At 65.7% G+C, this 24,697-nt stretch carries 21 protein-coding genes; 15 read left to right on the plus strand and 6 right to left on the minus strand.

Annotated elements, in window-relative coordinates; all coding sequences use genetic code 11:
• Positions 1 to 19 precede the first annotated feature (19 nt).
• Both pepN and ACIP6G_RS05215 read right to left on the minus strand, forming a co-directional pair.
• Complete coding sequence (gene pepN / locus ACIP6G_RS05210; RefSeq protein ID WP_400288994.1) at positions 20 to 2,665, minus strand: aminopeptidase N; 2,646 nt, start codon at positions 2,663 to 2,665, stop codon at positions 20 to 22.
• A 44-nt stretch (positions 2,666 to 2,709) separates the two neighbouring features.
• Complete coding sequence (locus ACIP6G_RS05215) at positions 2,710 to 3,468, minus strand: FadR/GntR family transcriptional regulator (protein ID WP_286172099.1); 759 nt, start codon at positions 3,466 to 3,468, stop codon at positions 2,710 to 2,712.
• 103 nt (positions 3,469 to 3,571) lie between these two features.
• Here ACIP6G_RS05215 and ACIP6G_RS05220 point away from each other — a divergent pair, with 103 nt between their 5' ends.
• The 9 genes from ACIP6G_RS05220 (at position 3,572) to ACIP6G_RS05260 (ending at position 13,074) form a co-directional block, all read left to right on the plus strand.
• Positions 3,572 to 5,182 (plus strand): ABC transporter substrate-binding protein, encoded by a 1,611-nt coding sequence (locus tag ACIP6G_RS05220; protein WP_400288996.1) that lies wholly within the window; start codon positions 3,572 to 3,574, stop codon positions 5,180 to 5,182.
• Positions 5,183 to 5,290: 108 nt separating this feature from the next.
• Positions 5,291 to 6,247 carry an ABC transporter permease gene (locus ACIP6G_RS05225; protein ID WP_332488901.1) on the plus strand — a complete coding sequence of 319 codons (957 nt, stop codon included), beginning with the start codon at positions 5,291 to 5,293 and terminating at the stop codon, positions 6,245 to 6,247.
• An 11-nt stretch (positions 6,248 to 6,258) separates the two neighbouring features.
• Positions 6,259 to 8,271, plus strand: coding sequence for a dipeptide/oligopeptide/nickel ABC transporter permease/ATP-binding protein (locus tag ACIP6G_RS05230; protein ID WP_400288998.1), 2,013 nt, complete (start codon positions 6,259 to 6,261; stop codon positions 8,269 to 8,271).
• On the plus strand, positions 8,268 to 9,062 hold the full coding sequence (locus ACIP6G_RS05235; RefSeq protein ID WP_105657809.1) for an ABC transporter ATP-binding protein: 795 nt from the start codon (positions 8,268 to 8,270) through the stop codon (positions 9,060 to 9,062). The genes ACIP6G_RS05230 and ACIP6G_RS05235 overlap by 4 nt, the downstream gene beginning before the upstream one ends.
• Positions 9,063 to 9,105: 43 nt before the next feature.
• Positions 9,106 to 10,053, plus strand: a complete 948-nt coding sequence (locus ACIP6G_RS05240) for a dihydrodipicolinate synthase family protein (RefSeq protein ID WP_400289000.1) — start codon at positions 9,106 to 9,108, stop codon at positions 10,051 to 10,053.
• Between the two features lie 11 nt (positions 10,054 to 10,064).
• Positions 10,065 to 11,000 (plus strand): ROK family protein, encoded by a 936-nt coding sequence (locus ACIP6G_RS05245; RefSeq protein ID WP_400289002.1) that lies wholly within the window; start codon positions 10,065 to 10,067, stop codon positions 10,998 to 11,000.
• Positions 11,001 to 11,012: 12 nt separating this feature from the next.
• The gene (locus ACIP6G_RS05250; protein ID WP_332498801.1) at positions 11,013 to 11,699 is read left to right on the plus strand and encodes an N-acetylmannosamine-6-phosphate 2-epimerase; all 687 of its coding nucleotides are present in this window, start codon (positions 11,013 to 11,015) and stop codon (positions 11,697 to 11,699) included.
• Positions 11,700 to 11,775: 76 nt separating this feature from the next.
• Complete coding sequence (locus tag ACIP6G_RS05255) at positions 11,776 to 12,336, plus strand: hypothetical protein (protein ID WP_332727436.1); 561 nt, start codon at positions 11,776 to 11,778, stop codon at positions 12,334 to 12,336.
• A gap of 246 nt (positions 12,337 to 12,582) precedes the next feature.
• Entirely contained in the window at positions 12,583 to 13,074 is a 492-nt protein-coding gene (locus ACIP6G_RS05260) for a hypothetical protein (protein WP_400289005.1), read from the plus strand.
• Positions 13,075 to 13,256: 182 nt separating this feature from the next.
• On the opposite strand, the gene ACIP6G_RS05265 is transcribed toward ACIP6G_RS05260, so the two are convergent.
• The gene (locus tag ACIP6G_RS05265; RefSeq protein WP_400289007.1) at positions 13,257 to 14,660 is read right to left on the minus strand and encodes a PLP-dependent aminotransferase family protein; all 1,404 of its coding nucleotides are present in this window, start codon (positions 14,658 to 14,660) and stop codon (positions 13,257 to 13,259) included.
• Between ACIP6G_RS05265 and ACIP6G_RS05270 the strand changes: the two genes are divergently transcribed.
• The 3 genes from ACIP6G_RS05270 to ACIP6G_RS05280 all read left to right on the plus strand — a co-directional run bounded on the left by ACIP6G_RS05270 (position 14,659) and on the right by ACIP6G_RS05280 (position 17,078).
• Positions 14,659 to 15,603, plus strand: a complete 945-nt coding sequence (locus ACIP6G_RS05270; protein ID WP_400289008.1) for a DMT family transporter — start codon at positions 14,659 to 14,661, stop codon at positions 15,601 to 15,603. The two genes, ACIP6G_RS05265 and ACIP6G_RS05270, sit on opposite strands and share 2 nt — an antisense overlap.
• Complete coding sequence (locus ACIP6G_RS05275; RefSeq protein ID WP_400289010.1) at positions 15,600 to 16,538, plus strand: dihydrodipicolinate synthase family protein; 939 nt, start codon at positions 15,600 to 15,602, stop codon at positions 16,536 to 16,538. Before ACIP6G_RS05270 ends, ACIP6G_RS05275 begins: the two co-directional genes overlap by 4 nt.
• A gap of 93 nt (positions 16,539 to 16,631) precedes the next feature.
• Positions 16,632 to 17,078: a VOC family protein gene (locus tag ACIP6G_RS05280; RefSeq protein ID WP_105657817.1), complete on the plus strand. Its 447-nt coding sequence runs from the start codon at positions 16,632 to 16,634 to the stop codon at positions 17,076 to 17,078.
• Between the two features lie 57 nt (positions 17,079 to 17,135).
• Here the strand turns inward: ACIP6G_RS05280 and ACIP6G_RS05285 are convergent, their stop codons facing one another.
• Both ACIP6G_RS05285 and ACIP6G_RS05290 read right to left on the minus strand, forming a co-directional pair.
• Positions 17,136 to 19,151: an acyl-CoA dehydrogenase gene (locus tag ACIP6G_RS05285; RefSeq protein ID WP_400289012.1), complete on the minus strand. Its 2,016-nt coding sequence runs from the start codon at positions 19,149 to 19,151 to the stop codon at positions 17,136 to 17,138.
• Between the two features lie 52 nt (positions 19,152 to 19,203).
• Positions 19,204 to 19,863: a TetR/AcrR family transcriptional regulator gene (locus ACIP6G_RS05290; protein WP_400289014.1), complete on the minus strand. Its 660-nt coding sequence runs from the start codon at positions 19,861 to 19,863 to the stop codon at positions 19,204 to 19,206.
• 75 nt (positions 19,864 to 19,938) lie between these two features.
• On the opposite strand from ACIP6G_RS05290, the gene ACIP6G_RS05295 reads away from it, so the two are divergent.
• Genes ACIP6G_RS05295 through ACIP6G_RS05305 form a run of 3 tightly spaced genes read left to right on the plus strand, consistent with a single transcriptional unit; the run spans position 19,939 to position 23,426 of the window.
• A complete protein-coding gene (locus tag ACIP6G_RS05295) occupies positions 19,939 to 21,234 on the plus strand; it encodes an acetyl-CoA C-acetyltransferase (RefSeq protein WP_400289016.1) in 1,296 nt (431 codons plus the stop codon).
• A complete protein-coding gene (locus ACIP6G_RS05300; RefSeq protein ID WP_332486288.1) occupies positions 21,234 to 22,571 on the plus strand; it encodes a 3-oxoacyl-ACP reductase in 1,338 nt (445 codons plus the stop codon). The genes ACIP6G_RS05295 and ACIP6G_RS05300 overlap by 1 nt, the downstream gene beginning before the upstream one ends.
• On the plus strand, positions 22,572 to 23,426 hold the full coding sequence (locus ACIP6G_RS05305) for a MaoC family dehydratase (RefSeq protein ID WP_400289018.1): 855 nt from the start codon (positions 22,572 to 22,574) through the stop codon (positions 23,424 to 23,426).
• 62 nt (positions 23,427 to 23,488) lie between these two features.
• Here ACIP6G_RS05305 and ACIP6G_RS05310 read toward each other — a convergent pair whose 3' ends face one another.
• Positions 23,489 to 24,682 carry a glycosyltransferase gene (locus tag ACIP6G_RS05310; RefSeq protein ID WP_400289019.1) on the minus strand — a complete coding sequence of 398 codons (1,194 nt, stop codon included), beginning with the start codon at positions 24,680 to 24,682 and terminating at the stop codon, positions 23,489 to 23,491.
• Positions 24,683 to 24,697 lie beyond the last annotated feature (15 nt).

Below are 24,697 nucleotides of genomic sequence, written 5' to 3' on the forward strand. Positions count from 1 at the left end.
GCCTTCGGAGGGCCAGCGCCTAGCGGCTGGTGCGGCTGTAGGCCTGGGCCTTCAGCGAGCGTTCCAGTTCTGCGCGTTCCTCAAGCAGGATGCGCTTGAGGGCGGCCGGTGCGCTCTCATGGCGTTCCAGCCAGCTGGTCGCGGTAGCCAGTGCATGGTTCTGCTCGATGGCGCCCTGGAGATCCTGGTGCCCTGGATACAGCCCCTCGATCACGCGCGTGGCGAATTCCATGCCCATGGTCTCGAAGACCGGCAGGATCGCGGCCCAGTAGCGTTCCTCGAACGGTGCCAGCAGGGCGGAGGAACCCATGGTGAAGCCCAGCGCGGTGGCCGAGAGGGCATCGTTGGACAGCTCCCCGTGTTCATCGCGCGCCATCAGCACGGTGTCGAAAGCGGTGTCCTTGGCCTGCGGATCCGGGCGCGCCGCCAGCGCGGTGCGAACCGAATTCTGCGCCACGCTGGTGGGGTTGGCCTTGGCCGCTTCGTGCATGGATGCCTCGGCGGCCTCGTCGAGCCGGCCGGAAGCGGCCAGCGCGATGTAGGAACCCCACAGCAGCTGCTCATCGACGGTGACCTGGTAGGCATTGGGCTGCTCGCCCAGGAAGGCGTCGAGCACCTCCGGAGCCACGCCGGCACGGGCCAGGCGAACCAGGGTGCGCGCGGTGGTGGTCTGCTGGTCTCCGCCGGCCTCGAACCGGGTGAGCCACCCGGTGAGGGTTGCGGCGGCCTTCTGGCGCAGCTCCGCGCGCAGCTCGGGGGCAACGTACTTGGAAATCGAGGTGGCCAACTGGTCGGTAAGCACCCCGAAGACGCCCGCGTCGGTGACGGCGTGCGCGTGATCGAGGATCGCCTGCACGTAGCTTTGCGCATCCAAGGTGGCCGAACGCACCGCATCCCACAGCGACGCCCAGCAGGTGGCGCGGGGCAGCGAGTCGCCCAGGCCCGAGAGGTGGCCGAGCAAGGTGGCACGCGAAACCGGGTCGAATTCGATCAGCGCATAGGTCTCATCGCCGTCGTTGGGCAGCAGCAGATCCGGGATCCGGCGTCCAACCAGGAAGTCCAGGGCCGCCGATTCGCCGGAGAGCTCCACGTCCACCGAGTCGGTGCGCACCAGCTGGCTCCCGTCCAGCTGGTAGGCGCCGACCGAGAGCACGTGCGGGCGGGCGATCTTCTGCCCGGTGACCGGATCGGTGCCCGACTGGATCAGCGATGCCGCGGTGATGGTGCCGCCGGCATCGGTGGTGTATTCGACGTGCAGCTTCGGCACGCCGCTGGTCTTCAGCCAGGCATCCGCCCACTGGCCCATATCGCGGCCGCTGGCCGCTTCGAGCGCTTCGAGGAAGTCATCCAGCGAGGTATTGCCGTAGGCGTGCTTGCGGAAGTAGGCGCGGGCGGCGTCGCGGAAGGCCTCGGCGCCGACAAAGGCGGCCAGCTGCTTGAGCACGCTGGCGCCCTTGGCATAGGTGATGCCATCGAAATTCTGGTCCGCGGCCAGCAGGTCCGGGATGTCGGCCACGATGGGGTGGGTGGTGGGCATCTGGTCGGCCACGTAGGCCCAGGCCTTGCGGCGCGCCGCGAAGGTGGTCCACGCGGTGGTGAAATCGGTGGCTTCGTCGTTGGCCAGGGTGCCGATGTAGTCGGCGAAGGATTCCTTGAGCCACAGGTCATCCCACCACTTCATGGTGACCAGGTCGCCGAACCACATGTGCGCCATTTCGTGCATCAGGGTGTTGCCGCGCTGCTCGTACTGCCCTTCGGTGGCGTGCGAGGTGAAGACGTAGCGTTCGGTGAAGGTGACCAGGCCCGGGTTTTCCATGGCGCCGAGGTTGTACTCCGGCACGAACGCCGAGTCGTACTTGCCCCACGGGTAGGGGTAGTCGAACAGCTGGTGGTAGTAGTCCAGGCCCTGGCTGGTCAGCTTGATGATCTCGTCGCCGTCGAAGTGCCCGGCCAGCGAGGCGCGGCAGGTGGCGGCCATCTCGATGCTCAGCTCTTCGCCGTCATCCAGCCGCTGGAGGTGCTCGCCGTGCACCACGTGGTACGGTCCGGCCAGCACCGCGGTGATGTAGCTGGAGATCGGGGGAGTCGGGGCGCAGGCCACGGTCTTGGTGCCGTCATCGTGCAGTACCTCATCGACGATCGGCTGGTTGCTGGCCAGATGCCAGGCTGCCGGGCCGGTGAGGGTGAAGCGGTAGCTGGTCTTCAGGTCGGGCTGCTCGAAGCAGGCGAAGACCCGGCGCGCCTCGGAAGGCTCGAACTGGGTGTAGAGGTAGGTTTGCCCATCCTGCGGATCCACGAAGCGGTGCAGGCCCTCGCCCGAGCGCGAGTAGATCGCCCGCCCGCTGATCTTCACGGTGTTCGGCACGTCGGTGCGCAGCTGATCGAGGTAGATGCGTGCATCGAGCACTGCGGATTCCAGGTCGATCGCGGTGCCGTTGACCAGTACCTCGTCCACGGATTCGTGGATGAAGTCGATGAAGGCTGCCGGATCCTTGGAGCTGAAGTTCAGCGTGGTGATCGAGCTGAAGCTGGTGGCTGTGCGATCGGTGGCATTGGAAAGATCGAGCTGGACCTCGGCGAAGTGCCATTCGATATTCCGTGCGCGCCAGGCCGCTTCGTCGCGCCTGAGGTTTTCATTGGGTGCATAGCGTTGAAGTGTGTCCACCACCCCAGCTTAGCTGTGAAAGGAATGCTTTAGGGTTCTTTTTGCTAAACTTCCCGGCTCGCCAGCAGGGCGCGAATGCCGTGGAAGTGCTCGGAGATCAGCTGCCGGGCGGTTTCCACGTCCTTGGCGCGTACCGCGTCGAGGATATCGCGGTGGTCCTGGGCGGTCTTGGCCGGCTGGGTGATTTCCAGATCGGAGTCGATCGCATCGTAGATGGTGCGGTAGACATCCCAGAACACTCCGAGCAGGTTGGTCAGCAGCTGGTTGCCCAGCGGCTCGAAGAGGATGCGGTGGAAGGCCTTGTCCTGCTCGACGAAGGTCTCCTCGCGCGCCGCGTGCTGCTCCATCTGGCTTACGCACTGCTCCAAGGCCTCCAGATGCTCGTCGGTGACCGCGCGGATGGCCAGGCCGATCAGGCCGGTTTCCAGTGCCTGGCGGACATCGACCAGCTCACTGGCCTCATGGCCATGGTGGCGCAGCGACATCTGCCCGCGGAAGGCGAGGGAGTCATGCAGGGCGTTGAGGTTTTCCTGGGCCACGAACATGCCGAAACCGTGGCGGGTGTCGATGATGCCCAGGGCCTGGAGCACCTTGATCGCCTCGCGCAGGGAGTTGCGCCCCACGCCCAGCTCGGCCATGAGTTCCTGCTCGGTGGGCAGCGGGTCCCCGGGCAGCAGTCCGCGTTCCAGGATCAGCGCGGTGATGTCATTGGTCAGCGCGCGCAGGCGGGCACGGGCATCTGATCGGCGGGCTGGCATCGTGCTCAACGGATCCTGCTTTCCTCGGCGGGCGGAGAAGTTCATGTGACGCAGTTGACCATGCGGCGTGACGTCCACTACAGTCTAGACCATAGATCGGACATCCTACGTCCTACAACACTCACTCATTTTCCCGGAGGTGGCAAGAATGGCTTTGAACGAAGTAGCCAACAAGCCCTTTGCACGACGAGATTTCCTGAAGATCACCGGCATGGTTGGCGCTGCTGCGGCATTCTCGGCCAGCCTGGCCGCCTGCTCCCCAGGAGCCAGCGGCGGCGCGGCCAGCACCGCAGCTGCCGGCACGGGCACCATCGAGGCAGGCATTTCCTACGCCCTGTCCACCGGTTTCGACCCGATGACCTCCTCCGGCGCGACCCCGTTCGCCGCCAACATGCACATCTTCGAAGGCCTGGTGGACCTGCACCCGGCCACTCGTGAACCGTACCTGGCGCTGGCCGCGGCAGAACCGAAGCAGATTGACGACACCAGCTGGGAAATCACCCTGCGCGACGGGGCCACCTTCCACAACGGGGAAGCGGTCACCATCCAGGACGTCGTCTACTCCTTCGAGCGGGTGCTGGACACCGGCAACGCCTCGCTGTTCGCCCAGTTCATCCCCTTCATCAAGTCGGTGAAGGCCAAGGACGAGAAGACCGTCGCGTTCACGCTGAACTACGCCTTCCCGCTGTTCCCGACCCGCATCTCGGTGGTCAAGATCGTGCCGAAGGCCGTGGCTTCCAAGGACCAGGCCGGCTTCGACGCCGCGCCGATCGGCACCGGCCCGTACAAGCTGGTCTCGGCCACCAAGGATGACAAGATCGTCTTCGAGAAGTTCGAGGGCTACAACGGCAAGTACCCGGCGACCGCCACCGGCATGACCTGGTTCCTGCTCTCCGATGCGGCCGCCCGCGTGACCGCCATGGAATCGGGCCGCGTGCAGGCCATCGAGGACGTGCCGTACCTCGATATGGACCGCCTGGCCTCGAAGGCCACCGTGAAGAGCGCCGATTCCTTCGGCCTGCTGTTCCTGATGTTCAACTGCGCCAAGAAGCCATTCGACAACGCCCTGGTCCGCCAGGCATTGCACTACGGCCTGGACACCGAGTCGATCATCAGCACCGCGCTGCTGGGCAACGCCAAGGCGGCCAGCTCCTATGTGCAAGAAAGCCACCCGCAGTACATCAAGGCGGACACGGTCTACGGCTACGACGCGGCGAAGGCCGCGGCGCTGCTGGCCGAAGCCGGCGTGGACAAGCTGGAATTCGAGCTGCTGACCACCGACACCTCGTGGGTCAAGGACATCGCCCCGCTGATCCTCGAATCCTGGAACAAGATCCCGGGCGTGAAGGTCACCATGAAGAACCTGCAGTCCGGCGCGCTGTACACCGACAACGTGGACAGCGGCACCTTCTCGGTGGTGGCCGCCCCGGGCGACCCATCGGTCTTCGGCAACGACCTGGACCTGCTGATGAGCTGGTTCTACCGAGGCGATGTCTGGCCGAAGAACCGCTTCCGCTGGAACGATACACCCGAATACAAGGAGCTGCAGAAGCAGCTGGACGCGGCCATCCAGACCGATGATTCGAACAAGGCCATGGCGGCGTGGGGCAAGGCGATCAACATCGTCGCCGACCAGGCCCCGCTCTACCCGGTGCTGCACCGCCAGCTGCCATCGGCCTGGGACGAAAACGCGCTGGAAGGCTTCGCGCCGCTGCCAACCACCGGCATCTCCTTTGTCGGCGTGAACCGCAAGGCCTAGCTGGCCCCGGCCCCGCGCAGCAGGCCGGGAGGCACGGCACCCACGCCGTGCCGCCCGGCCCGCACAGCGCAATGACCTGCACACTTCGATACTCGACGGAGCTACTCCATGGGGAATTTCCTCAACCTGCTCTTACGCCGCCTGGCCGCGCTGCCGGTGATGGTCCTTGGCATCTCCGCCATGGTCTTCATCATCATGAAGCTGGCCCCGGGCGATGAAGCCACCTCCGCGCTGGGCGAGGGCGCCTCCGAGGCCGCCAAAGAGGCCTACCGCGAGGAACGCGGCCTGAACGACGCGCTGGTGGTCCAGTACATCAGCTTCATCGGCCGGCTCATCCGCCTGGACTTCGGCCTGACCACCCCGCCAGCCCAATCGGTCTCCCAGATGATCGCCGGCGCATTCCCGCTGACCTTGCAGCTGACCTTCCTGGGCGTGGTCATCGCCGTGGTCATCTCGCTGGCCTTCGGCCTGCTCGGTGCACTGTACCGCGATGGCTGGCCGGACCAGCTGGTCCGCATCTTCTCCATCGCGGCGATCGCCACCCCGTCCTTCTGGCTGGGCATCCTGCTCATCCAGTGGTTCGCCCTGGGTTCCAGCCCGCTGTTCCCCTCCGGAGGAGCGGCCCCCGAAGGATCGGGCCCGGGCACCTGGCTGCTGCATATGGCACTGCCGGCCCTGGCCCTGGCCATCCCGGTCTCCGCCTCGCTCACCCGCGTGGTGCGCACCTCGATGGTCGAGGAACTGGACCGCGACTACGTGCGCACCGCCATCGGCAACGGCGTGCCGCGCGGCGAAGTGATCTCCAAGAACGTGCTGCGCAACGCCCTGGTCACCCCGGTGACCGTGCTCGGGCTGCGCATCGGCTACCTGCTGGGCGGTGCAGTGGTCATCGAGATGATCTTCTCCCTGCCCGGCATGGGACAGCTGATCATGAACGGCATTACCAACAAGGACACCAACCTGGTCCAGGGCGTCACGCTGACCATCGCGATCACCTTCGTGCTCGTGAACATCATCGTCGACTTGCTCTACCTGCTGATCAACCCGCGAATTAGGACGGTGTAGGGATGAGCATCATGGCCCCACGCAACAATCTCGTGAACCGCCTTTCCGAGTCCGGCGCCCGCTTCAAGGCGCTGCCGGCAGGCTCCAAAATCGCCTTGGCCTTCCTGCTGGCCATTGCCGCGGTGGCCCTCTTCGCCCCGCTGATCGCCCCGCACGACCCGCTGGCCACCGGAATCCCGGCGCAGAAGCCGAGCGCCGAGCACTTCTTCGGCACCGACCGGCTGGGCCGCGACATCTACTCGCGCCTGCTCTTCGGCGCCCAAGCCTCGCTGCTGGTCGGCCTGGGGTCGGTGGCGCTGGCACTGGTCATGGGCGGGCTGCTCGGTGCGTTGGCCGCCACCAGCGCCAAATGGGCCAATGAGACGATCATGCGCATCATGGACATGGTGATGGCCTTCCCGGGCATCGCCCTGGCCGCCGCGCTGCTGGCTTCGCTGGGCAACACCTTGCCGGTGATCATCTTGTCCATCGCGATCATCTACACCCCGCAGATCGCCCGGGTGGTCCGTGCCAACGTGCTGGCCCAATGGGGCGAGGACTATGTGCGCGCCGAACGCGTGATCGGCGCCGGGCGCTTCTACATCCTGGGCACCCACGTGCTGCGCAACTGCGCGGCCCCGGTGATGGTCTTCGCCACCGTGATGGTGGCCGACGCGATCATCCTCGAAGCATCCCTGTCCTTCCTCGGTGCAGGCATCCAGGACCCGGCCCCGAGCTGGGGCAACGTGATCTCCTACGGCCGCACCCTGGTGCTCAACGGCGCGTGGTGGGCGACCACCTTCGCCGGCCTGGTGATCCTGCTGACCGTGCTGGCGCTGAACATGCTGGCCGAAGGCATGACCGATGCGCTGGTGAACACCAAGGGCTCGGCCAGGAAGCAGGCGAAGAAGAACGGCGAACCTGCGCTGGCCAAGGCCAAGGCGGCCGCGGACCCGCAGGCCGCCGAGCGGCTGCGCGGGGAACTGGACCTGCTGGCAGCGGCCGAGGCCCAGCGCACCGACCGCCTGGTGCTCGATACCTCCCAGGGCGCGCCGCGCACCATCCTGGAGGTCAAGAACCTGACCATCCGCTTCCCGGAGCGCTACGGGGACACCCCGATCGTGCAGGATGTCTCCTTCGCGGTGCGCGAGGGCGAAACCATGGCGCTGGTGGGCGAATCCGGCTGCGGCAAGTCCATCACCTCGCTGGCCATCATGGGGCTGCTGCCGGGGAGCGCCCAGCTCTCCGGTTCCATCACCTTCGAGGGCCGGGAACTGCTGCCGGCCACCTCCGATGGCGGCACCCGGGCCGGGGACGACAAGGTCTACAAGGGCCTGCGCGGCGAGCAGATCGCGATGGTCTACCAGGACGCGCTGTCCAGCCTGAACCCCTCGATGCTCATCGGCGACCAGTTGCGCCAGCTCACCCGCCGCGGCGGACGCAAGACCCCCGAGGAATTGCTCGCCCTGGTCAAGCTGGACGCCAAGCGCACCCTGCGCTCCTACCCGCATGAGCTCTCCGGCGGCCAGCGCCAGCGCGTGCTGATCGCCATGGCCCTCTCGCGCAGCCCCAAGCTGGTGGTCTGCGACGAGCCGACCACCGCGCTGGATGTCACCGTGCAGAAGCAGGTGGTCGACCTGCTCAACGAGCTGCGCGAGCAGCTGGGCTTCGCGATGGTCTTCGTCTCCCACGACCTGGCACTGGTGGCCTCGCTGGCCCACCGGGTCACCGTGATGTACGCCGGCCAGGTGGTGGAGTCCGGTCCGATCAGCGAGGTGCTCTCTGACCCGCATCACGAATACACCCAGGGCCTGCTCGGCGCGGTGCTCTCCATCGAGTCGAAGGCGCAACGCCTGCACCAGATCCCGGGCACCGTCCCCAGCCCGTACGATTTCGCCGCCGGCGACCGCTTCGCCGAGCGTTCGCAGCGTGCCGGCGCCGACCCGGACCAGCACCTGTCCTTCGTCCCGGTGGACGCCGGCAGCGAGCACCGCTGGGCCAGCCACCAGGGCAATGGCAGCCACCTTCAAGGAGCCAGCAAATGAGCAACGCGATCATCGAGCTGCAGGATATCCACGTGCACCACAAGATCCGCGGCGGCAAGCTGTTCTCCCCGCGCCTGATCAAGGCCGTCAACGGGGTGGACTTCGCGGTGCGCCGCGGGCAGACCGTGGGCATCGTGGGCGAATCCGGTTGCGGCAAGTCCACCCTGGCCTCGGTGCTGGTGGGACTGCAGGAACCCACCAGCGGGCAGGTGCTGTTCAACGGCAAGCCGGTGGGCAAGCGCAACGCCGCAGGCCGCAAGGAGTTCGGGCGCAGCGTGGGCGTGGTCTTCCAGGACCCGGCCACCGCGCTGAATCCGCGCATGTCGATCATGGACACGCTCACCGACCCGCTGCGCGTGCATGGCATCGGCAGCGATGCTTCGCGCAAGGCCAAGGCGCTGGAACTGCTTGAGGTGGTGGGCCTGCCGGCTTCGGCGGCCTCGGCCCTGCCCAGCCAGGTCTCCGGCGGCCAGCGCCAGCGCGTGGCCATCGCCAGGGCGCTGGCCCTGGAACCTGCGGTGATCGTGGCCGATGAGCCCACCAGCGCGCTGGATGTCTCGGTGCGGGCGCAGGTGCTGAACCTGCTCACCGACCTGAAATCCGAGCTGAACCTGGGCATGGTGTTCATCTCCCACGATATCCAGACCGTGCGCTATGTTTCGGACACCATCTGCGTGATGAACTCCGGGCAAATCGTCGAGCGAGGCGATGCCGCACAGGTATTCGACGCGCCCACCAATGACTACACCCGCACCCTGTTGGGTGCTGCCCCGGCACTGCTGGAGCACTAACCAATCGCCGCAATTGCGGCACCTAGAGAAAGACCGAATCCCCGTGGCTTACACGAACAACCCGAAGTACTCCGGCGTCATCCCGCCGGTCATCACCCCGCGCACCGCCGATGGCGCCATTGACGCCGCCGGCCTGGACGCCGTGGTGGAACACCTGATCGACGGGGGAGTGGCCGGCCTGTTCGTGCTCGGTTCCTCCGGCGAGGTGCCTTACCTGGCCAATACCGAACGCGACGCGGTACTCGCCCGGATCGTGGCCGCCAACGCTGGCCGCGTGCCGGTGCTGGTCGGTGCCAGCGAGCAGACCACCGCCCGCGTCATCGACGAGGGCCAGCGCCTGATCGCCCTGGGCGCCGACGCGCTGGTGGTCACCACCCCGTTCTATGCCATCTCCAACGGCCCGGAGATCGAAGCGCACTTCACCGCCATCCACGACACCCTGCAGGTCGACATCTTCGCCTACGACGTGCCGGTGCGCACCCACCACAAGCTGCCGCTGGATGTGGCCATCCGGCTGGCGCAGTCCGGCGCCATCGTGGGCGTGAAGGACTCCTCGGGCGACGACGTGTCCTTCCGCCAGCTGCTGCTGGCCACCAAGGACATCGAGGGCTTCTCGGTGTTCACCGGCCATGAGGTCGTCGTCGACGGGGCACTGCTGGGCGGAGCCCACGGCGTGGTCCCGGGCCTGGGCAACGTGGACCCAGCCGGCTACCGCCGCCTGTTCGAGAAGGCAGTGGCCGGCGACTGGACCGGCGCCGCGGCCGAGCAGGACCGCCTGGCCCGCGTCTTCGACATCGTCTACACCCCGGATGCTTCCCGGGTGTCGCCAGGGGCTGCAGGCCTGGGCGCCTTCAAGACCGCCCTGGTGGAACTGGGCATCATCGCCAATAACGCCATGAGCGCCCCGATGGCGTCGCTGGATGCCTCCGAGGCCGCCGCGATCCGCGGGATCCTGGCCGAAACCGGCCTGCTGCCGGTGGCCGCCAAGTAGGCCCTGGCCCAGTGCAAGAACAACTAGCAGGCGCCGGCGAGGTGCTCGCCCTGGATCTGGGCGGCACCAAGATCGCCGGCGCCGTAGTGCGCCGCGATGGCACCATCACCGCGCGCAGCCAAGCACCCACACCGGCCCGCGAAGGCTCCGCCGCGATCATCGCGGCCATGGCCGGCGTGGTGCAGCAGCTGCGCGGTGCATGCTCGGCGCAGCCGGCCGGATTGGGTATCGGCGCCGCCGGGGTCATCGACCCGGAAACCGCGAGGGTGGTTTCGGCCACCGATACCCTGGCGGGCTGGGCCGGCACCGACATGGCGGCCGAGCTGGGACGGCTCACCGGTTTAGCGGTGCGCGCGGTCAATGACGTGCACGCCCACGGTTTGGGCGAGGCCCGCTTCGGCGCGGGCCGGGGAACCGGCCAGATGATGCTGTTGGCCATCGGCACCGGAATCGGCGGAGCCTACCTGCACGGCGGCCAGCTGGTCACCGGCTTCCACCACGTGGCCGGGCATATGGGGCACATCGATTCGGCCTACGCCACCGGGCTGGAATGCTCCTGCGGACGCACCGGTCATGTGGAGGCGATCGCCGCCGGGCCGGCGATCCACCGGCACTACCAGCGATTGGCCGGCAACCCGAAGGTGCGCGACACCCAGGCGGTCACCGCGCTGGCCGAAGCCGGCGACGCCTTGGCCTATCGGGCAGTGCATACCGGAGGCTTGGCCGCAGGCGCCGCCGCCGGATCGCTGGCCAACGTGCTGGACCCGCAGAAAATCGTCATTGCCGGCGGGATGGCCGGGGCGGGGAAGATCTGGTGGGAGGGTCTGCGCGAGGGCTTCGCCGCCAGCGCCATCGACCTGGTGCGGGGCACCGCGCTGGAACCTGCCCGTTTGGGAACCGATGCCGCCCTGATCGGGGCGGCCAGCCTATTCTGGCCACAAGACTAAGAGGAGAAAGACATGTTGCTTTCGGCAGCAGCACTGCAAGCCCTGCGCGGGCGGCTGATCGTTTCGGCGCAAGCCTATCCGGGGGAGCCGATGCGCCACCCGCAGACCATGGCGCAGGTGGCGGCCTCGGCGGTGATCGGCGGCGCCGGCGCGGTGCGCGTGCAGGGTATCGCGGATATCCAATTCACCCGTTCCGCCGTCGAGGTGCCGGTCATCGGGCTGTTCAAGGACGGCCATGAGGGCGTGTTCATCACCCCCACCATCCACCACGCCTTGGCGGTGGCCAACGCCGGGGCGCACATCGTGGCCCTGGACGGCACGCGCCGCGAACGGCCCGACGGCAAGAGCCTGGAACAAACCATTAGCGCGGTCCACGAACGGTCTGCCGCCTTGGTAATGGCCGACTGCGGGTCGCTGGACGACGCGCTGGCTGCCGCGCAGGCCGGGGCCGATCTGATCGGCACCACGCTGGCCGGCTACACCGGGGAACGGGACAAGACCGAGGGGCCGGACCTTGAGCTGCTGGAGCAGATCGCAGCAGCGGGCCTGGAGCCGCCATTGATTGCCGAGGGCCGGATCCACACCCCGGCGCAGGCCAAAGCCGCGCTGGATGCCGGCGCGTTCGCCGTGGTGGTGGGCACCGCGATCACCCATCCGGCGAGCATTACCGGATGGTTCGACGCCGCCCTGCGAGGCTAGGCGTTTTCTTCGTGGCTGGCAACTGGCCTACGCTTAAGCGCAGAACCTAATTCCTGCAGATTCGGAGAATCACCCCGTGGACGTCTTTATCAAGGGCCCTTCCAAGCGCGATGTAGCCGGCATGAAAGCGGCCTTCGGCGAGGTGGAAGCCGGGGACGTGATCTCGGTGCTCTACAAGACCGCCCGCTTCGGCAACTTCCTGATCACCGGTGCCGCGCACGCCACGGTGCTCGACGACGTCATGGTCGGCGGGCTGAACGCGGCCGCTGCCAAGAAGAAAGCCAAAGACGCCGACGGCGGCGAAACCATGGCCCGCCAGCCTGATAAGGACGTGCGCTCATTCCCCGCAGTCTTCGAAGGCGAGTTCGCCCCGGAAGACGTTGAAGTTTCCGAGCTGTCCCACGGCGATTTGGTTGCCGCATCCTTCAGCCAGGAACCCTACGGTGATTTCGTGATTACCGGCGTGGTCACCGAGGCCGAAAATGATCGCGGCTACCTGATGGTCGGTCCGTGGATCCTGCAAACCGCCGACGGCGCGCCGCCGCGGTTGCTGTCGGTTCAGCGCGTGGCGGCCAACGGCACGCACGTGGCCCCGGTGCCTACGCGCCGCGGCCTGGTCGAGGTAGACGGACTGTAGCCAGCAAAGAGTTCAACAGGCCCCGGTGGATGAAATTATTTTTCATTCACCGGGGCCTGTGCCCTTATTTGGGTCGTTGGGGTGCAGCGAACTGATTATTGCTTTCAAAACCTACGAGGCGCGCGCATGATTATGACTAACTTAGCCAAGTGAATCGGCCCGTGTTTCGTGCCGCTTGTATCTTGGGCTGTCCAGACGGACTCAGGATGTGTCTTATTTGTCCTTCCTCATCGCTACGATCCGAATATGGATAAGTTTATGGACTCAATCGGGCAGCTGCGTTTGAGCCGGAAGTTCAACTGGTTTAACGCCACCGAGCTTGATGCCTTCTTGGAGGATGAAGTGGCTCCGGAGGAAATCTGGTGGGGCACCAGCCGGCATGACGAGCTGCATAAGCTCGAATCGGTGGCCCAGATTTCCTCAATATTGCGCATGGTGCGTGAATGGGGAGAAAACTATTCCTTTGAAAACAATCCGATGACCAAGTATGCCCAAGGCACCAAGCTTTCTGATGGGAACTACACTTTGGAGCTCGCTGTCGTTGGCCATCAGGCATGCAACATCAGGGTCGGCTACGGTGCCGACCCGGACTCTCTGTCGAGCCATCCTGATACGGACATGGAATTCGAAGGCCCACAATCCTTGAACATCGCCCAGGTCACCGAAGTGCTCGGCCAGTGGTTGCTAGGCCGAGGTCTTCCCGCCGGGTATGGCGGCAGCATCCATATCTACGGGTAGCCCACAACGCTGAAAACGGTACTGGGAAGCCTTCTGGCATCCTGAGTACGAGGACCATGCCGCGACGCTGGCAAATGCCTTGCCGGTCGAAACGGAGTTGATGATCGCAGGCACTGTCCTCGACCAACGGACCTCGCAGCCCTACGAAGACCAGGTATGTTGGTTAGCCCTCCGCATTGGACCTAGCCGTGCAGCACCTGGCCGATGATCTCCACTCCCTGGCTGAAGGCTCCGGGATTCGGACCGGCAAAGTTCAACCGCAAAAAGCGTCCAGTCGGCTCGGCTGGGAACCAGCTGTCGCCGGCCGCGATCGCTACACCGCGTAGCTCGCAGTCGCGCACCAGCTGTGCCGGATTAGCTGTATCGGGCAGCCGTACCCAGAGGTTCAGCCCGCCTCGGGGGATCTGTTCAACCTGGGCTTCGGGCAGATGCTGCGCCAAAGCATCCAGGACCAGGTCCCTGCGGGTTGCCAGCTGCTGGCGCACAGAGCGCAAATGGGTGCGCCACCCGGGTTGCGTGACCACATCCAATGCGACCGCTTGCAGAGGACCGCTGACATACATCGATTGCGCTTGGTTGTCGGCCAGGATCCGTTCACGTGCCGGGCCCCTGGCAATTACCCCGGCCACGCGCACTGCAGGGGAAACGCTCTTGGTCAGGGATCGCAGATACACCACATGGCCGCTGTCATCACGGGCGGCGACCGGTGAAGAATCAACGTCGATCCCGAAATCCTTGGCCCAGTCATCTTCCACCAGGAACGCGCCGCGATGCTTCAGGATCTCCAGTACCCGCAGCGAAACCTCGGGCGACCAGCGGGCGCCGGTGGGGTTGGCGAAATTCGGGTGCGCGTAGAAAGCGCGAGCCCCGGTTTGCTCGAAAGCACGGTCCAATACCTCGGTGTCCGGACCGTGCGGCCCAGCGGGAATGGGGATGAGCTGCACGCCGACCTGCGCGGCAGCCAGGATGGCGCCCCAGTAGGTGGGGGATTCGATGAGCATCGGCTTTCCGGATCCAACCAGCGACCGGAAGATCGACCCCAGTCCGCTTTGGCTGCCCGGCAGCACGACAACATCGCTGGCCGCCGGGGCGCATAGTCCCGGCGCGGTGATCGCCCCGAGTTCGCTGGCGAACCAGCTTTGCAGCTCCGGCAATCCCGCGGCTTCGGTGCGCTGGAGCACGGCGTCGCTGCGTGCAACTCGGGCGAAGGCGCTGCGCACCAGGCGTTCAGGCAGCAGCTCGCGATCCGGGTATCCAGAATGCAAGGAGATGACGTCATTGGGTGTCGCCCGCTGGGCGGCGGCCAACTCCGGCAACGGGCGATGGACGACCCCCAGCGCGGCGGTTTGCCAGGCGTAGTCGTGCGCCCGGGCTACCGGTTGCTTGCGGATGAAGGTGCCGATACCGGGGCGTGACTCAACGACGCCTTGGCCGATGAGCGTGCGCAAAGCCTTTTGCACCGTGACCGGGCTGACTTCGTGTTCCGCCACCAGAGCACGCGTGGAGGGCAACTGGCTCCCGGCAGGGGCTGCCGCAATCCACTCTTGGAGTTTCGCAACCACACGCTCACTGCTACTGTTAAACATGAAGCTACATAGTACCGCTACTGTCAATAATCGACAACCGCTATCCACCCCGGGTGCCGGACTGCTCTGGGGGCTACTGGGCGTTCTCGCTTTCTCCTTCACCGTGCCCTTCACCCGCATCGCCGTAGAGCACGGCCACCTGCATCCGCTGTTTGCCGGTGCAGGGCGATCGGTGATCGCCGCAGCGCTAGCCATCGCCGCACTCTGGTTGACCGGCCAGAAATTTCCTACTCGGCCGCAATGCTGGCGGCTGCTTGTCGTCGCCGGGGGAGTCGTCGCCGGGTTTCCGCTGCTGACCTCTTTTGCAATGACCTCGGCTCCGGCCAGCCACGGTGCGGTAGTCATCGCCATCTTGCCTGCGGCGACGGCAGTTGCCGCAGTGCTGCGCACCAAGGAACGCCCGGGCACCAGGTTCTGGATTGCGGCAGCTGCCGGGGCACTGGCCGCCCTGGCTTTTGCGGCTGTGCAAGGTGGCGGGCTGGGCGGGCTGCACGGAGCAGACCTGCTGCTTTTCGGCGCCGTACTGGCTTGCGCTATCGGCTACGCGGAAGGCGGCCTGCTCTCGCGCGAGCTCGGCTCGTGGCAAACCATCTCCTGGGCGCTGGTTCTCGCATCTCCGGTGATGCTGACGCTCGCCACCGTCTCAGCGGTCCAGCACCCGCCCACGGCGACACCCGGCGAGTGGGCTGCGTTTGCCTATCTCGGTGTCGTGAGCATGTTCCTGGGCTTCATCGCGTGGTACCGGGGATTGGCCATCGGGCCGATGGCGCAGGTGAGCCAGGTGCAATTGGCGCAACCGGTGATGACCATCTGCTGGGCGGGCTTGCTGCTGCACGAATCCATCGGTTGGCCCACCGTTGTGGGCGGATGCGCGGTCATCCTCTGCGCACTGCTCGCCGTAAGATCGAGGAACCAGCGCATCATTAAGGAGAACGGATCATGAGCTTGGCAGCGAAGAATAACGCGGCGCCGGCAACTGCGTGGACCGGGCTCAGTGCCTTCCCGCTCACGCCCTTGCGCGATGACCGGCTCGACGAGCCGGCATTCATTGGCCTGGTGCAGCGGCTAGTGCGGGCCGAGGTGGATTCGATCACCGTGCTGGGCTCAACTGGCTCGTATATGTACCTGGATCGCGCCGAGCGCCGGCGCGTCATCGAGCTGGCCGTGCAGCACGCGGACCGGATCCCCGTGCTTGCTGGCGTGGGTGCACTGCGCACTTCCCGCGTCCTGGAACATATTGGCGATGCCCGGGACGCCGGTGCCGTCGGCGTGCTGCTCGCCCCGGTGGGCTATCAGCAGCTGAATGACGATGAGGTCTTCGCTTTGTTCAAGGCGGCCAGTGAACACAGCGAGCTGCCGGTCATTGTCTACGACAATCCCCGAACCACCCACTTCGCCTTCAGCAACCGGCTCTACGGGCGTATCGCGCAGCTGCCCGGGATCGTGTCAATCAAGATTCCCGGGGTTCCGGCCGATCCGGTGCAGGCCAAGGAGCATGTGGCCGCAATTCGTGCGGTGCTGCCCGAACACGTGGGTATCGGCGTATCGGGCGACGCTTTAGGGGCAGCTGGCCTGATCGCAGGATGCAACGCGTGGTTTACCGCGGTGGGCGGAACCGTTTCGGCTCCGATGGTGGCAATAACCCGTGCCGTGCAGGCAGGAGACCCGCAAAAGGCGTTGGCGATCTCAGCGAGACTGGAGCCGCTGTGGGAGCTGATGGCACACTGCGGGGGGAGCCTTAGGGTCAGTGCCGCCATCGCCGAGCATTTCGGCTGGGTAGCTGAAGATTGCTTGCCGCTGCCGGTTCAGGCGGTGAGCCCGAAAGAGCGGGAGCTGGTAGCCAAGGTGGTGGACGAGCTTTCACTGGGGGCTAGCTAGTTTGCCGGTGCCAAAAGGCAGCGGCGATCTGGTTCGCCGCCGTCCATCGGGGTAGGCTGTGGCGTACCTTCGAGCGAAAGCGAACCGATTCCCATGCCGCGACCCATTCGATTCGACCATGTAGGCATCACCGTTGCCGACCTCGAGATGGTGACCGGCTTCTTTGTCAGCCTGGGGCTGGAAGTGGAAGGCCGGGCGAACGGGCTTGAAGGCGAGTTCCTGGAGACCGTCTGCGCTGTGCCCGACTCGCGCACGAATATCGTGATGCTCAAGGCTCCCGGATCCAATGTGGGAATCGAGCTGTCGAGTTTCGAAAGACCAGCGCACCTGCCGGGAAACCGTGCGGCGATGGCCAATGAATTGGGACTGCGTTCGATCGCTTTCGAGCTCGATGACCTGCAGGCCACGGTGGATGACTTGAACCAGCACGGCTATCCGCTGATCGGCGGCATCGGACACTATGAAGGCGTGTGGAAAATGGCATACATTCGCGGACCTGAGGGGATCATTGTGGCGCTGGCCCAGCGCTTGAACGGTTAACCACCCGATGCCCGCACCCAGAATGCTTTGGGATACGGGCATCGGCGTGGCTACGGGTTAGCCCTTGGCTTTCTGCAGCGACTTTTCGCTGACCGGCGCGTCATCGCTGGCGCGCAGCTTGCGGAAGTACTCCATGGCCTCGTCCTGGCGCTCGGCTTCGCCGCCCGAGGAGATGTCCGCGCGCAGGTGGTCCTGGGTGTAGGCGAAGGCCTCGACCAGGTCCTGTGCGTGCGGGCGCAGGCGGGCGAGCAGGCGGTTGAGGTAGCCGGGCAGGGTGCGGGCACGCTGCATGGAGAGCAAGCCGTGGGACAGGTACCAGCCCAGGTCGTCTTCGACCAGGCTCAGGGCGAAGACATCGCGCAGCCAGGTCAGCACCTCCTTGGTGGCAGCATCGCCGGTCTGCTCCAACGCGGCGGTGAACGCTTCCCAGCGCAAGAGCTGGCCGTGGTCGCGTGCCGCGGAGATCAGCAGGTCCTGGTTCTCGTTGAATGCCGCGGCGCCCTTGGCCTTGTCCTTGCCGGCAGCACGCAGGGCGCCGGCAACTTCGGCCACCTTGGTGTTGATGCGGTCGGTGAGCAGGGCACGCTGGTTCTCCGGGTCCTTGAAGAAGTTGGCGCTCTTGCGCTCATCGGAGATATCGGCGAAAGCCTGGCCGACGCTGCGCAGGCCCGAACGGTGCAGCGCAGTGGTGCCCACCTGCTTGGCCACGTACAGAGCCATCGCGCCGGTGTCCAGCTTGCGGAATTCGGCGGCGTAGTCGGTGAGCAGGCGCTTGCCCACCAGTTGCAGCAGCACGTTGTTATCGCCCTCGAAAGTCACGTAGACATCGAGGTCAGCGTAGAGCTGGGTGAAGCGATTCTTGGCGATGTACCCGGCGCCACCGCAGGCCTCGCGGGCCTCCTGCAAGGTGTCCAGCGCATCCCAGGTGCTCAGCGGCTTCAATGCAGCGGCCAGGGTTTCCAAATCCTGGCGGTCCGTGTCGGTGTCTTCGCGGCCGGAGAAGACCGCGTCGAACTTCTCCAGCAGGCCATCGTGGGCGAAGGAGGCAGCGTAGGTGCGGGCCAGGCGGGTGATCAACCGGCGCTGGTGGCGCTGGTAGTCCAGCAAGGTGGTTTCCTCGGTGTCCGAGGTGGAGTTGAACTGGCGGCGCTGGTTGCCGTAGGTGATCGCGATCTGCAGGGCGATCTTCGAGGCGTTGGTGGCGGCGCCATCAAGCGATACGCGGCCCTGGACCAGGGTGCCGAGCATGGTGAAGAAGCGGCGTCCCGGGGAGGGAATCGGCGAGGAATAGGTGCCGGTTTCATCCACGTTGCCGTAGCGGTTGAGCAGGTTGGTGCGCGGCACGCGGACGTTGGTGAAGTGCAGACGGCCGTTATCGATGCCGTTCAGCCCGCCCTTCAGCCCGTCATCTTCGCCTCCGATGCCTTCAAGGAAGTTGCCTGCTTCATCGCGGATCGGCACGTAGAAGCAGTGCACGCCGTGGTTCACGCCCTTGGTGATCAGCTGCGCGAAGACTGTGGCGGCCTTGCCGTGCAGGGCGGCGTTGCCCAGGAATTCCTTCCAGGCGGCCTTGAACGGAGTATGGATGACGAACTCATCGGTGGCTTCGTCGTAGGTAGCGGTGGTGGCCACCGCGGCCACATCGGAGCCGTGGCCGATTTCGGTCATGGCGAAGGCGCCGGGGGTGTCCAGGTTCATCGCGCCGGGCAGCCATGCCTTGTGGTGCTCTTCGGTGCCCAGGTGCAGGATCGCCCCGGCAAACAGGCCCCACTGCACGCCGGCCTTGATCTGCAGCGACGGGTCCGCGGCGACCAGTTCCTCGAAGGCGGCGATGGATCCGCCGTGGTCGTTCTTGCCGCCGAATTCGGTGGGGAAGGCGCGCTGGACGGCTTCCTGCTGCACCAGGATGCCCAGCTGGCCCAGAACGCGTTCGCGGTGCTCATCCATGCCCAGCAGCGGGTCGCGCTGCAGCTGCGGATCGGCGGCGCGGGCGCGCGAGGCCTTGCGGATCTGGGCGTAAGGGCCGAAGAGCTGTTCGGACAGGGCGTTGACGTTGATGCGGTTCACGCTCATGACGTACCTTTCATTTCGGTGGTGTCTCGGTTTGGGGTTGCACCTGGGTGCTTCAGCAGGTTTTCGGTTTCCGGGTGGAGGCGATGCCGTAGGCCAGCCAATTGGTCAGCTCCGTGGCCAGCGACTGCAGGGTCGGCTTGTCTTCGGAGTCCGGTTGGCGCAGCCATTGCTCTCCGGCGGCGCGGACCATGCCCAGTGCCGCGCGCGGCCACAACTCCAGGGTCGCGGAAGTGGCGCGCCGGTCATAGAGCTTAAGCAGGCGTTCGCTCATCAAGCTGGATGCTTCCTCGAAGAAAGTGCTCAGGGCGCCGGCCGATTCATCGTCGGCGCAGCGCGGGGCCGAGGTCACGAAGAAGTAGAGGTTGGGGCTGTTGTCGGCCAGCTCCAGGTAGGAGGAAACCATGGCGTGCAGGGCGCTGATTTCATCTTCCTTGGCCAGTCCCGCGGCGATGACGCGTTTGCGGAAGTCGTTGATCACCATGGCGCTCAGCGCCTGGCGCAGGCCTTCCTTGTCACCGAAGTACCGGTAGTAGACCGGCTTGGAGGTGCGTGCGTGCCCAGCAATATCTTCCATCGAGACCTGCGGGCCGAGCTTGTGCACGGCCTTGCGCGCCAGCTTGAGCAGTTCTTCGTGGCGCGCGGTGCGATGCGCTTCCCAGCGAGCTGCTCGGCCGTCGGTCTCGCGGTCGATTTCCCCAGTGATCTTGTTCACGTAACTCACAGTATCATGTACTCTTGGTTACAGTAATACTTGTCACACCAGAATATTTGTAGGAGTTCAACGAACATGAGCCAGCCCTCTGTGCGCAATGCCGTGATCATCGGTGGCAACCGCATTCCCTTCGCCCGTTCCAACACCGCCTACGCGAATGCGTCCAACCAGGACATGTTCACTGCAGCACTCGAGGGCCTGGTCGCCCGCTTCGGCCTGCAGGGACAGCGCATCGGCGCCGTCGCCGGCGGCGCGGTGCTCAAGCATTCCAAGAACTTCAACCTGATCCGCGAATCGGTGCTCGGCTCCTCGCTGGATCACGCCACCCCGGCCTATGACGTGCAGATGGCTTGCGCCACCGGCATGGAAGCCATCGGCTCGCTGGCCAACAAGATCAAGCTGGGCCAGCTAGATTCCGCCATCGGCGGCGGCGTGGACACCACCTCCGACGCGCCGATCGCCGTCTCGGATGCGCTGCGCGGCATCCTGATGGAGCTTTCCCGCGCCCGCAGCACCAAGGCCAAGCTCGCCGCGCTGGCCAAGCTGCGCCCAGGCCATCTGGCCCCCGCAGCCCCCGGCACCGGCGAACCGCGCACCGGCCTGTCCATGGGCGACCACCAGGCAATCACCACCAAGAAGTGGGGCATCACCCGCGAGGCCCAGGATGAACTGGCCCTGGCCAGCCACCAGAACCTGGCCGCCGCCTACGACCGCGGCTTCTTCAACGACCTGGTCACCCCGTTCAACGGCCTGTCCAAGGACAACAACCTGCGCGCCGACTCCACCATGGAAAAGCTGGGCAAGCTCAAGCCCGCCTTCGGCAAGAACCTGGGCGATGCGGCGACCATGACCGCTGGAAACTCCACCCCGCTGACCGACGGCGCCTCGGCCGTGCTGCTGGGCAGCGAAGAGTACGCGCAAGCCAACGACCTGCCAATGCTGGCCAATTTCGTGGACTTCGAAGCGGCAGCAGTGGACTTCGTGCACGGTGCCGAGGGCCTGCTGATGGCTCCGGCCTACGCCACCGCCCGGATGCTGGAGCGCAACAACCTCACCTTGCAGGACTTCGATTTCTACGAGATCCACGAGGCCTTCGCAGGCACCGTGCTCTCGACGCTCAAGGCGTGGGAGGACGAGGAATTCTGCCGCGAGAAGCTGGGGCTGGATGCCCCGCTGGGCGCCATCGACCGGTCGAAGCTGAACGTGAACGGCTCCTCGCTGGCCGCAGGGCACCCCTTCGCCGCCACCGGCGGGCGCATCATTGCCAGCACCGCGAAAATGCTGCATGAAAAGGGCTCGGGCCGCGCGCTGATTTCGGTCTGCGCCGCAGGTGGCCAGGGCGTCGTCGCAATTCTGGAGGCTCGCAGCTAATGGCGGACAAGTACATGGAACTGGTTAATTCCGGGATCACCAAGAAGCTGGCCACCCTGCTGGGCTTGCCGCGTCCTCCGCGCTTGCGCCGCTACAGCCCCGATGCGCCACTGCTGCCCGGCCCGGTGCTGGTGCTCGGTGCCTCGTCCAAGGCCCAGGACCTGAGCGACACCCTGGTCGCCTGGGGGCTGGATGTGCGCCGGCACGACGCCGGCGATGCCAAGCTCGGCGGGCTGGTGCTGCTGCTCGATGAACTCGAGCACCCCACCGAGCTGTCGCCGCTGATGCTGGCGGCCGGCCAGGCGTTGCGCAAGCTGCTGCCAGGTGGCCGCGTGGTGGCCTTCTCCCGTCCCGCCAGCGATGACGATGCGCCGGAGCTTTCCGCCGTGCGCCAGGGGATCGACGGTATCGTGCGCTCGATGGGCCGCGAAATGCGCGGGGGAGCCACCGCCAACGGCATCGTACTTGCCCAAGGCACCAGCGTTGCCAGCCCTAGTGCGCTGGCCGCGCTGCGCTTCTTCTTCTCCGGGCGCAGCGCCTACGTGGACGGCCAGTTCCTTTCTGTGCGCACCAATGACGGCGTGCTGCCAGCCGACTTCGCCAAGCCGCTGGCCGGCAAGGTCGCGGTGGTGACCGGTGCCGCTCGCGGCATCGGCGCGGCCATCGCCAAGACGCTGTCCCGCGACGGCGCGCAGGTGGTCGTGGTGGATATGCCTGCTGCCGGCGAATCGCTAGCCAAGGTCGCCAACTCCATCGGCGCTACCGCCTTGCAGTTGGATGTCACCGCCCAGGATGCCGCCCAGCAGATCATGGATCATGCGATCGGCCGCCATGGCTCGCTGGATCTGGTGATCCACAATGCCGGTATCACCCGGGACAAGCTGCTGGCCAATATGGATGCCGGCCGCTGGGACTCGGTGATTGCCGTGAACATCGCTTCGCAGCTGCGCATGAATGAAGCCTTCCTGGCAGCCAAGCTGCCCGGTTTGCGCATCGTTTCGCTGGCTTCCACCTCCGGCATTGCCGGCAACCGCGGCCAGACCAACTATGCAGCCTCCAAGGGCGGGGTGATCGGCATGGTGCACGCCAGCGCCAAGCTGTTTGCAGAAAATGGCGGCTCCATCGCCGCTGTGGCTCCCGGGTTCATCGAGACCGAGATGACCGCGAAGATCCCGCTGGGTACCCGCACCGTTGCCCGCATGGTTCTGCCTTCGCTGATGCAAGGCGGTCTGCCGGTAGACGTTGCCGAGGCGATTAGCTTCCTCGGGTCGGATGCCGCAGCCGGGTTGAACGGCCAGGTGCTGCGGGTCTGCGGCCAATCGCTGGTAGGTGCCTAGATGGGTGCGCACATCGTCACCGGGATTCCCTCGATGGCCGCGGTCTATGCCAAGGCCGTGAAGACCCTGAAGCGGAAGCCGAAGAACCCGGTGCTGCCCGAAACCGTCCTGGTCTTCCAGGGCGCCAAGGCCGATCCGGTGAAACTCGCCGAGTTCCGCCAGGCCGTAGGCGCGCCGATGAACGGCGTGCTGCCCAGCCTCTACCTGCACTCGCTGGCTTTCCCGCTGGCTATGTCCTTGATGGTGCAAGATGATTTCCCCTTGCCGCTGCTGGGCATGATCCACCTGTCCAACCAGGTCGACGTGGACCAGCCGCTGGGGGAGCACGAAGCATTCGATATCGAGGTGCACAGCGAGAACCTTTCGGCCCATCCCCATGGGGCCACCTCCGACTTGGTGATGCGCCTCGTGGTTGACGGGCAGGACCGGGTGCTGCTGCGCAGCACGTTCTTGGCCAAGGGGGTGCGGCTCGAGGGCCGCACACTGGAGAAGAGCGCGCATCCGGCCTTTGCCGCACCGCAGCGTACCGCGAGCTGGAAACTGGATCAGGGAACGGGACGTCGTTGGGCCGCAGTAGCCGGCGACTACAACCCGATTCACCTGTCCGCGCTCAGCGCCAAGGCGTTGGGCATGCCAGCGGCTATTGCCCATGGCATCTACCTGGCAGCCCGGGCATTGGCGGGGATCGAACCAGCCAACGGAACGTACCACTGGAGCATCGAGTTCAAGACCCCGGTAGTGCTTCCGGCATCGGTTGACCTGGCCTTCCAGCCGCAAGCCGATGGGTACAAGGTCCACGCGTGGAATGCACGCAAGTCCAAGCCCCACTTCGAGCTGGATCTGGTGCGCAGCTAGGCTCCACCAATAGTGCCTTGGCCTTCAATGGAAATCCAGTGAAGGCCAAGGCACTATTGCATTCAACGTACTTGGCGCTCGGACTGGGCGACACGGTAGCTGGCCAGGGTGGCCACGGCCGCGCGTTCCCAGGTGAAGAGGGCCGAATGTTCCAGCGCCCCATGTCCGGCAGCGGTAATCTGTTCAGGATCCCTGGCTAGTTCAAGCAGCTTAGCGGCCCAAAGCTGGGCATCAGGCTCGGTCATGAGCCAACCGGATTCCCCGTCATTGACGGCGTAGGCCAATCCTCCCACCGCATTGGCCAACACCGGCGTGCCGCAGGCCTGCGCTTCGGCCGCCACCAACCCGAAAGTCTCGGAAAGGGACGGCACCGCAACGACGTCGGCATTGGCGAAGACGAGCGCCAGCTTCTCGGGGGAGAGCGGATCGAAGAACCGGACGACGTCCTCCAGGCCGTGGCGTTGGACTTGCGCTGGCAGGTCGTAGTCCGTTGCCCCGGACAGCGCGCCGAACAGCGATGCGGTAATGCGCAGGGCTGGATCCTCGCGACGCGCGATGCCCATGGCTTCGAGCAGAAGATGGGCTCCCTTCAGCGGTTGCATGCGCCCGGCGTAGACCAGGTGCAAGTCATCATCGCCCAGAGGCCGGCGCAGCTTGTCCTGATCCGGGTGGAAGATGCGGTGGTTGACGCCCGGCAGGACGATGTCGAGCTTGTTCGAGTCCACGGCGTAGAAGCGCTGCAGCTGTTTCGCCTCGACGGGCGTGTTCGCGATGATGCGCGCGCAGGCGGCGAGCAGCTGCTTCTCTGCTTCCTTTCGCTTCCCCGGCTCGGGGAGACCTGATTCGTGTTCCTTGGCCGCAGCCGAGGTGTGCATCGAGACCAGCAAGGGAGCGGACCAGCGCTGCGCCAGTTGCAGCCCCACCATTCCGGAGAGCCAATAGTGCCCGTGGACGACATCGAACTTCACTCCGTGCAAGTGCGTTGCGATTTCCTCCGCGGCCTCGTCGATGATCGCCGGGAGCTGTTCCTTGGCAAGGTTCCGATGGGCAGCGATCTGCACCTGATGCATCCATACGCCCTCGCTGACCTGGAGCGACTCGGATTCGTTGGCGGTGCGCGTGAGCATGTGGACTTCGTGGCCCAGGGCGCCCAGCGCATAGGAAAGGTTCTGGATGTACACGTTCATGCCACCTGCATCGCCGGAGCCCGGCTGCTGCATCGGTGAGGTATGCAGGGAAAGCATGGCTATGCGCATGTTCAGTACTCCAGT

Source organism: Glutamicibacter sp. NPDC088483 (assembly GCF_044753145.1).
In the GTDB taxonomy this organism is placed as follows: domain Bacteria; phylum Actinomycetota; class Actinomycetes; order Actinomycetales; family Micrococcaceae; genus Glutamicibacter.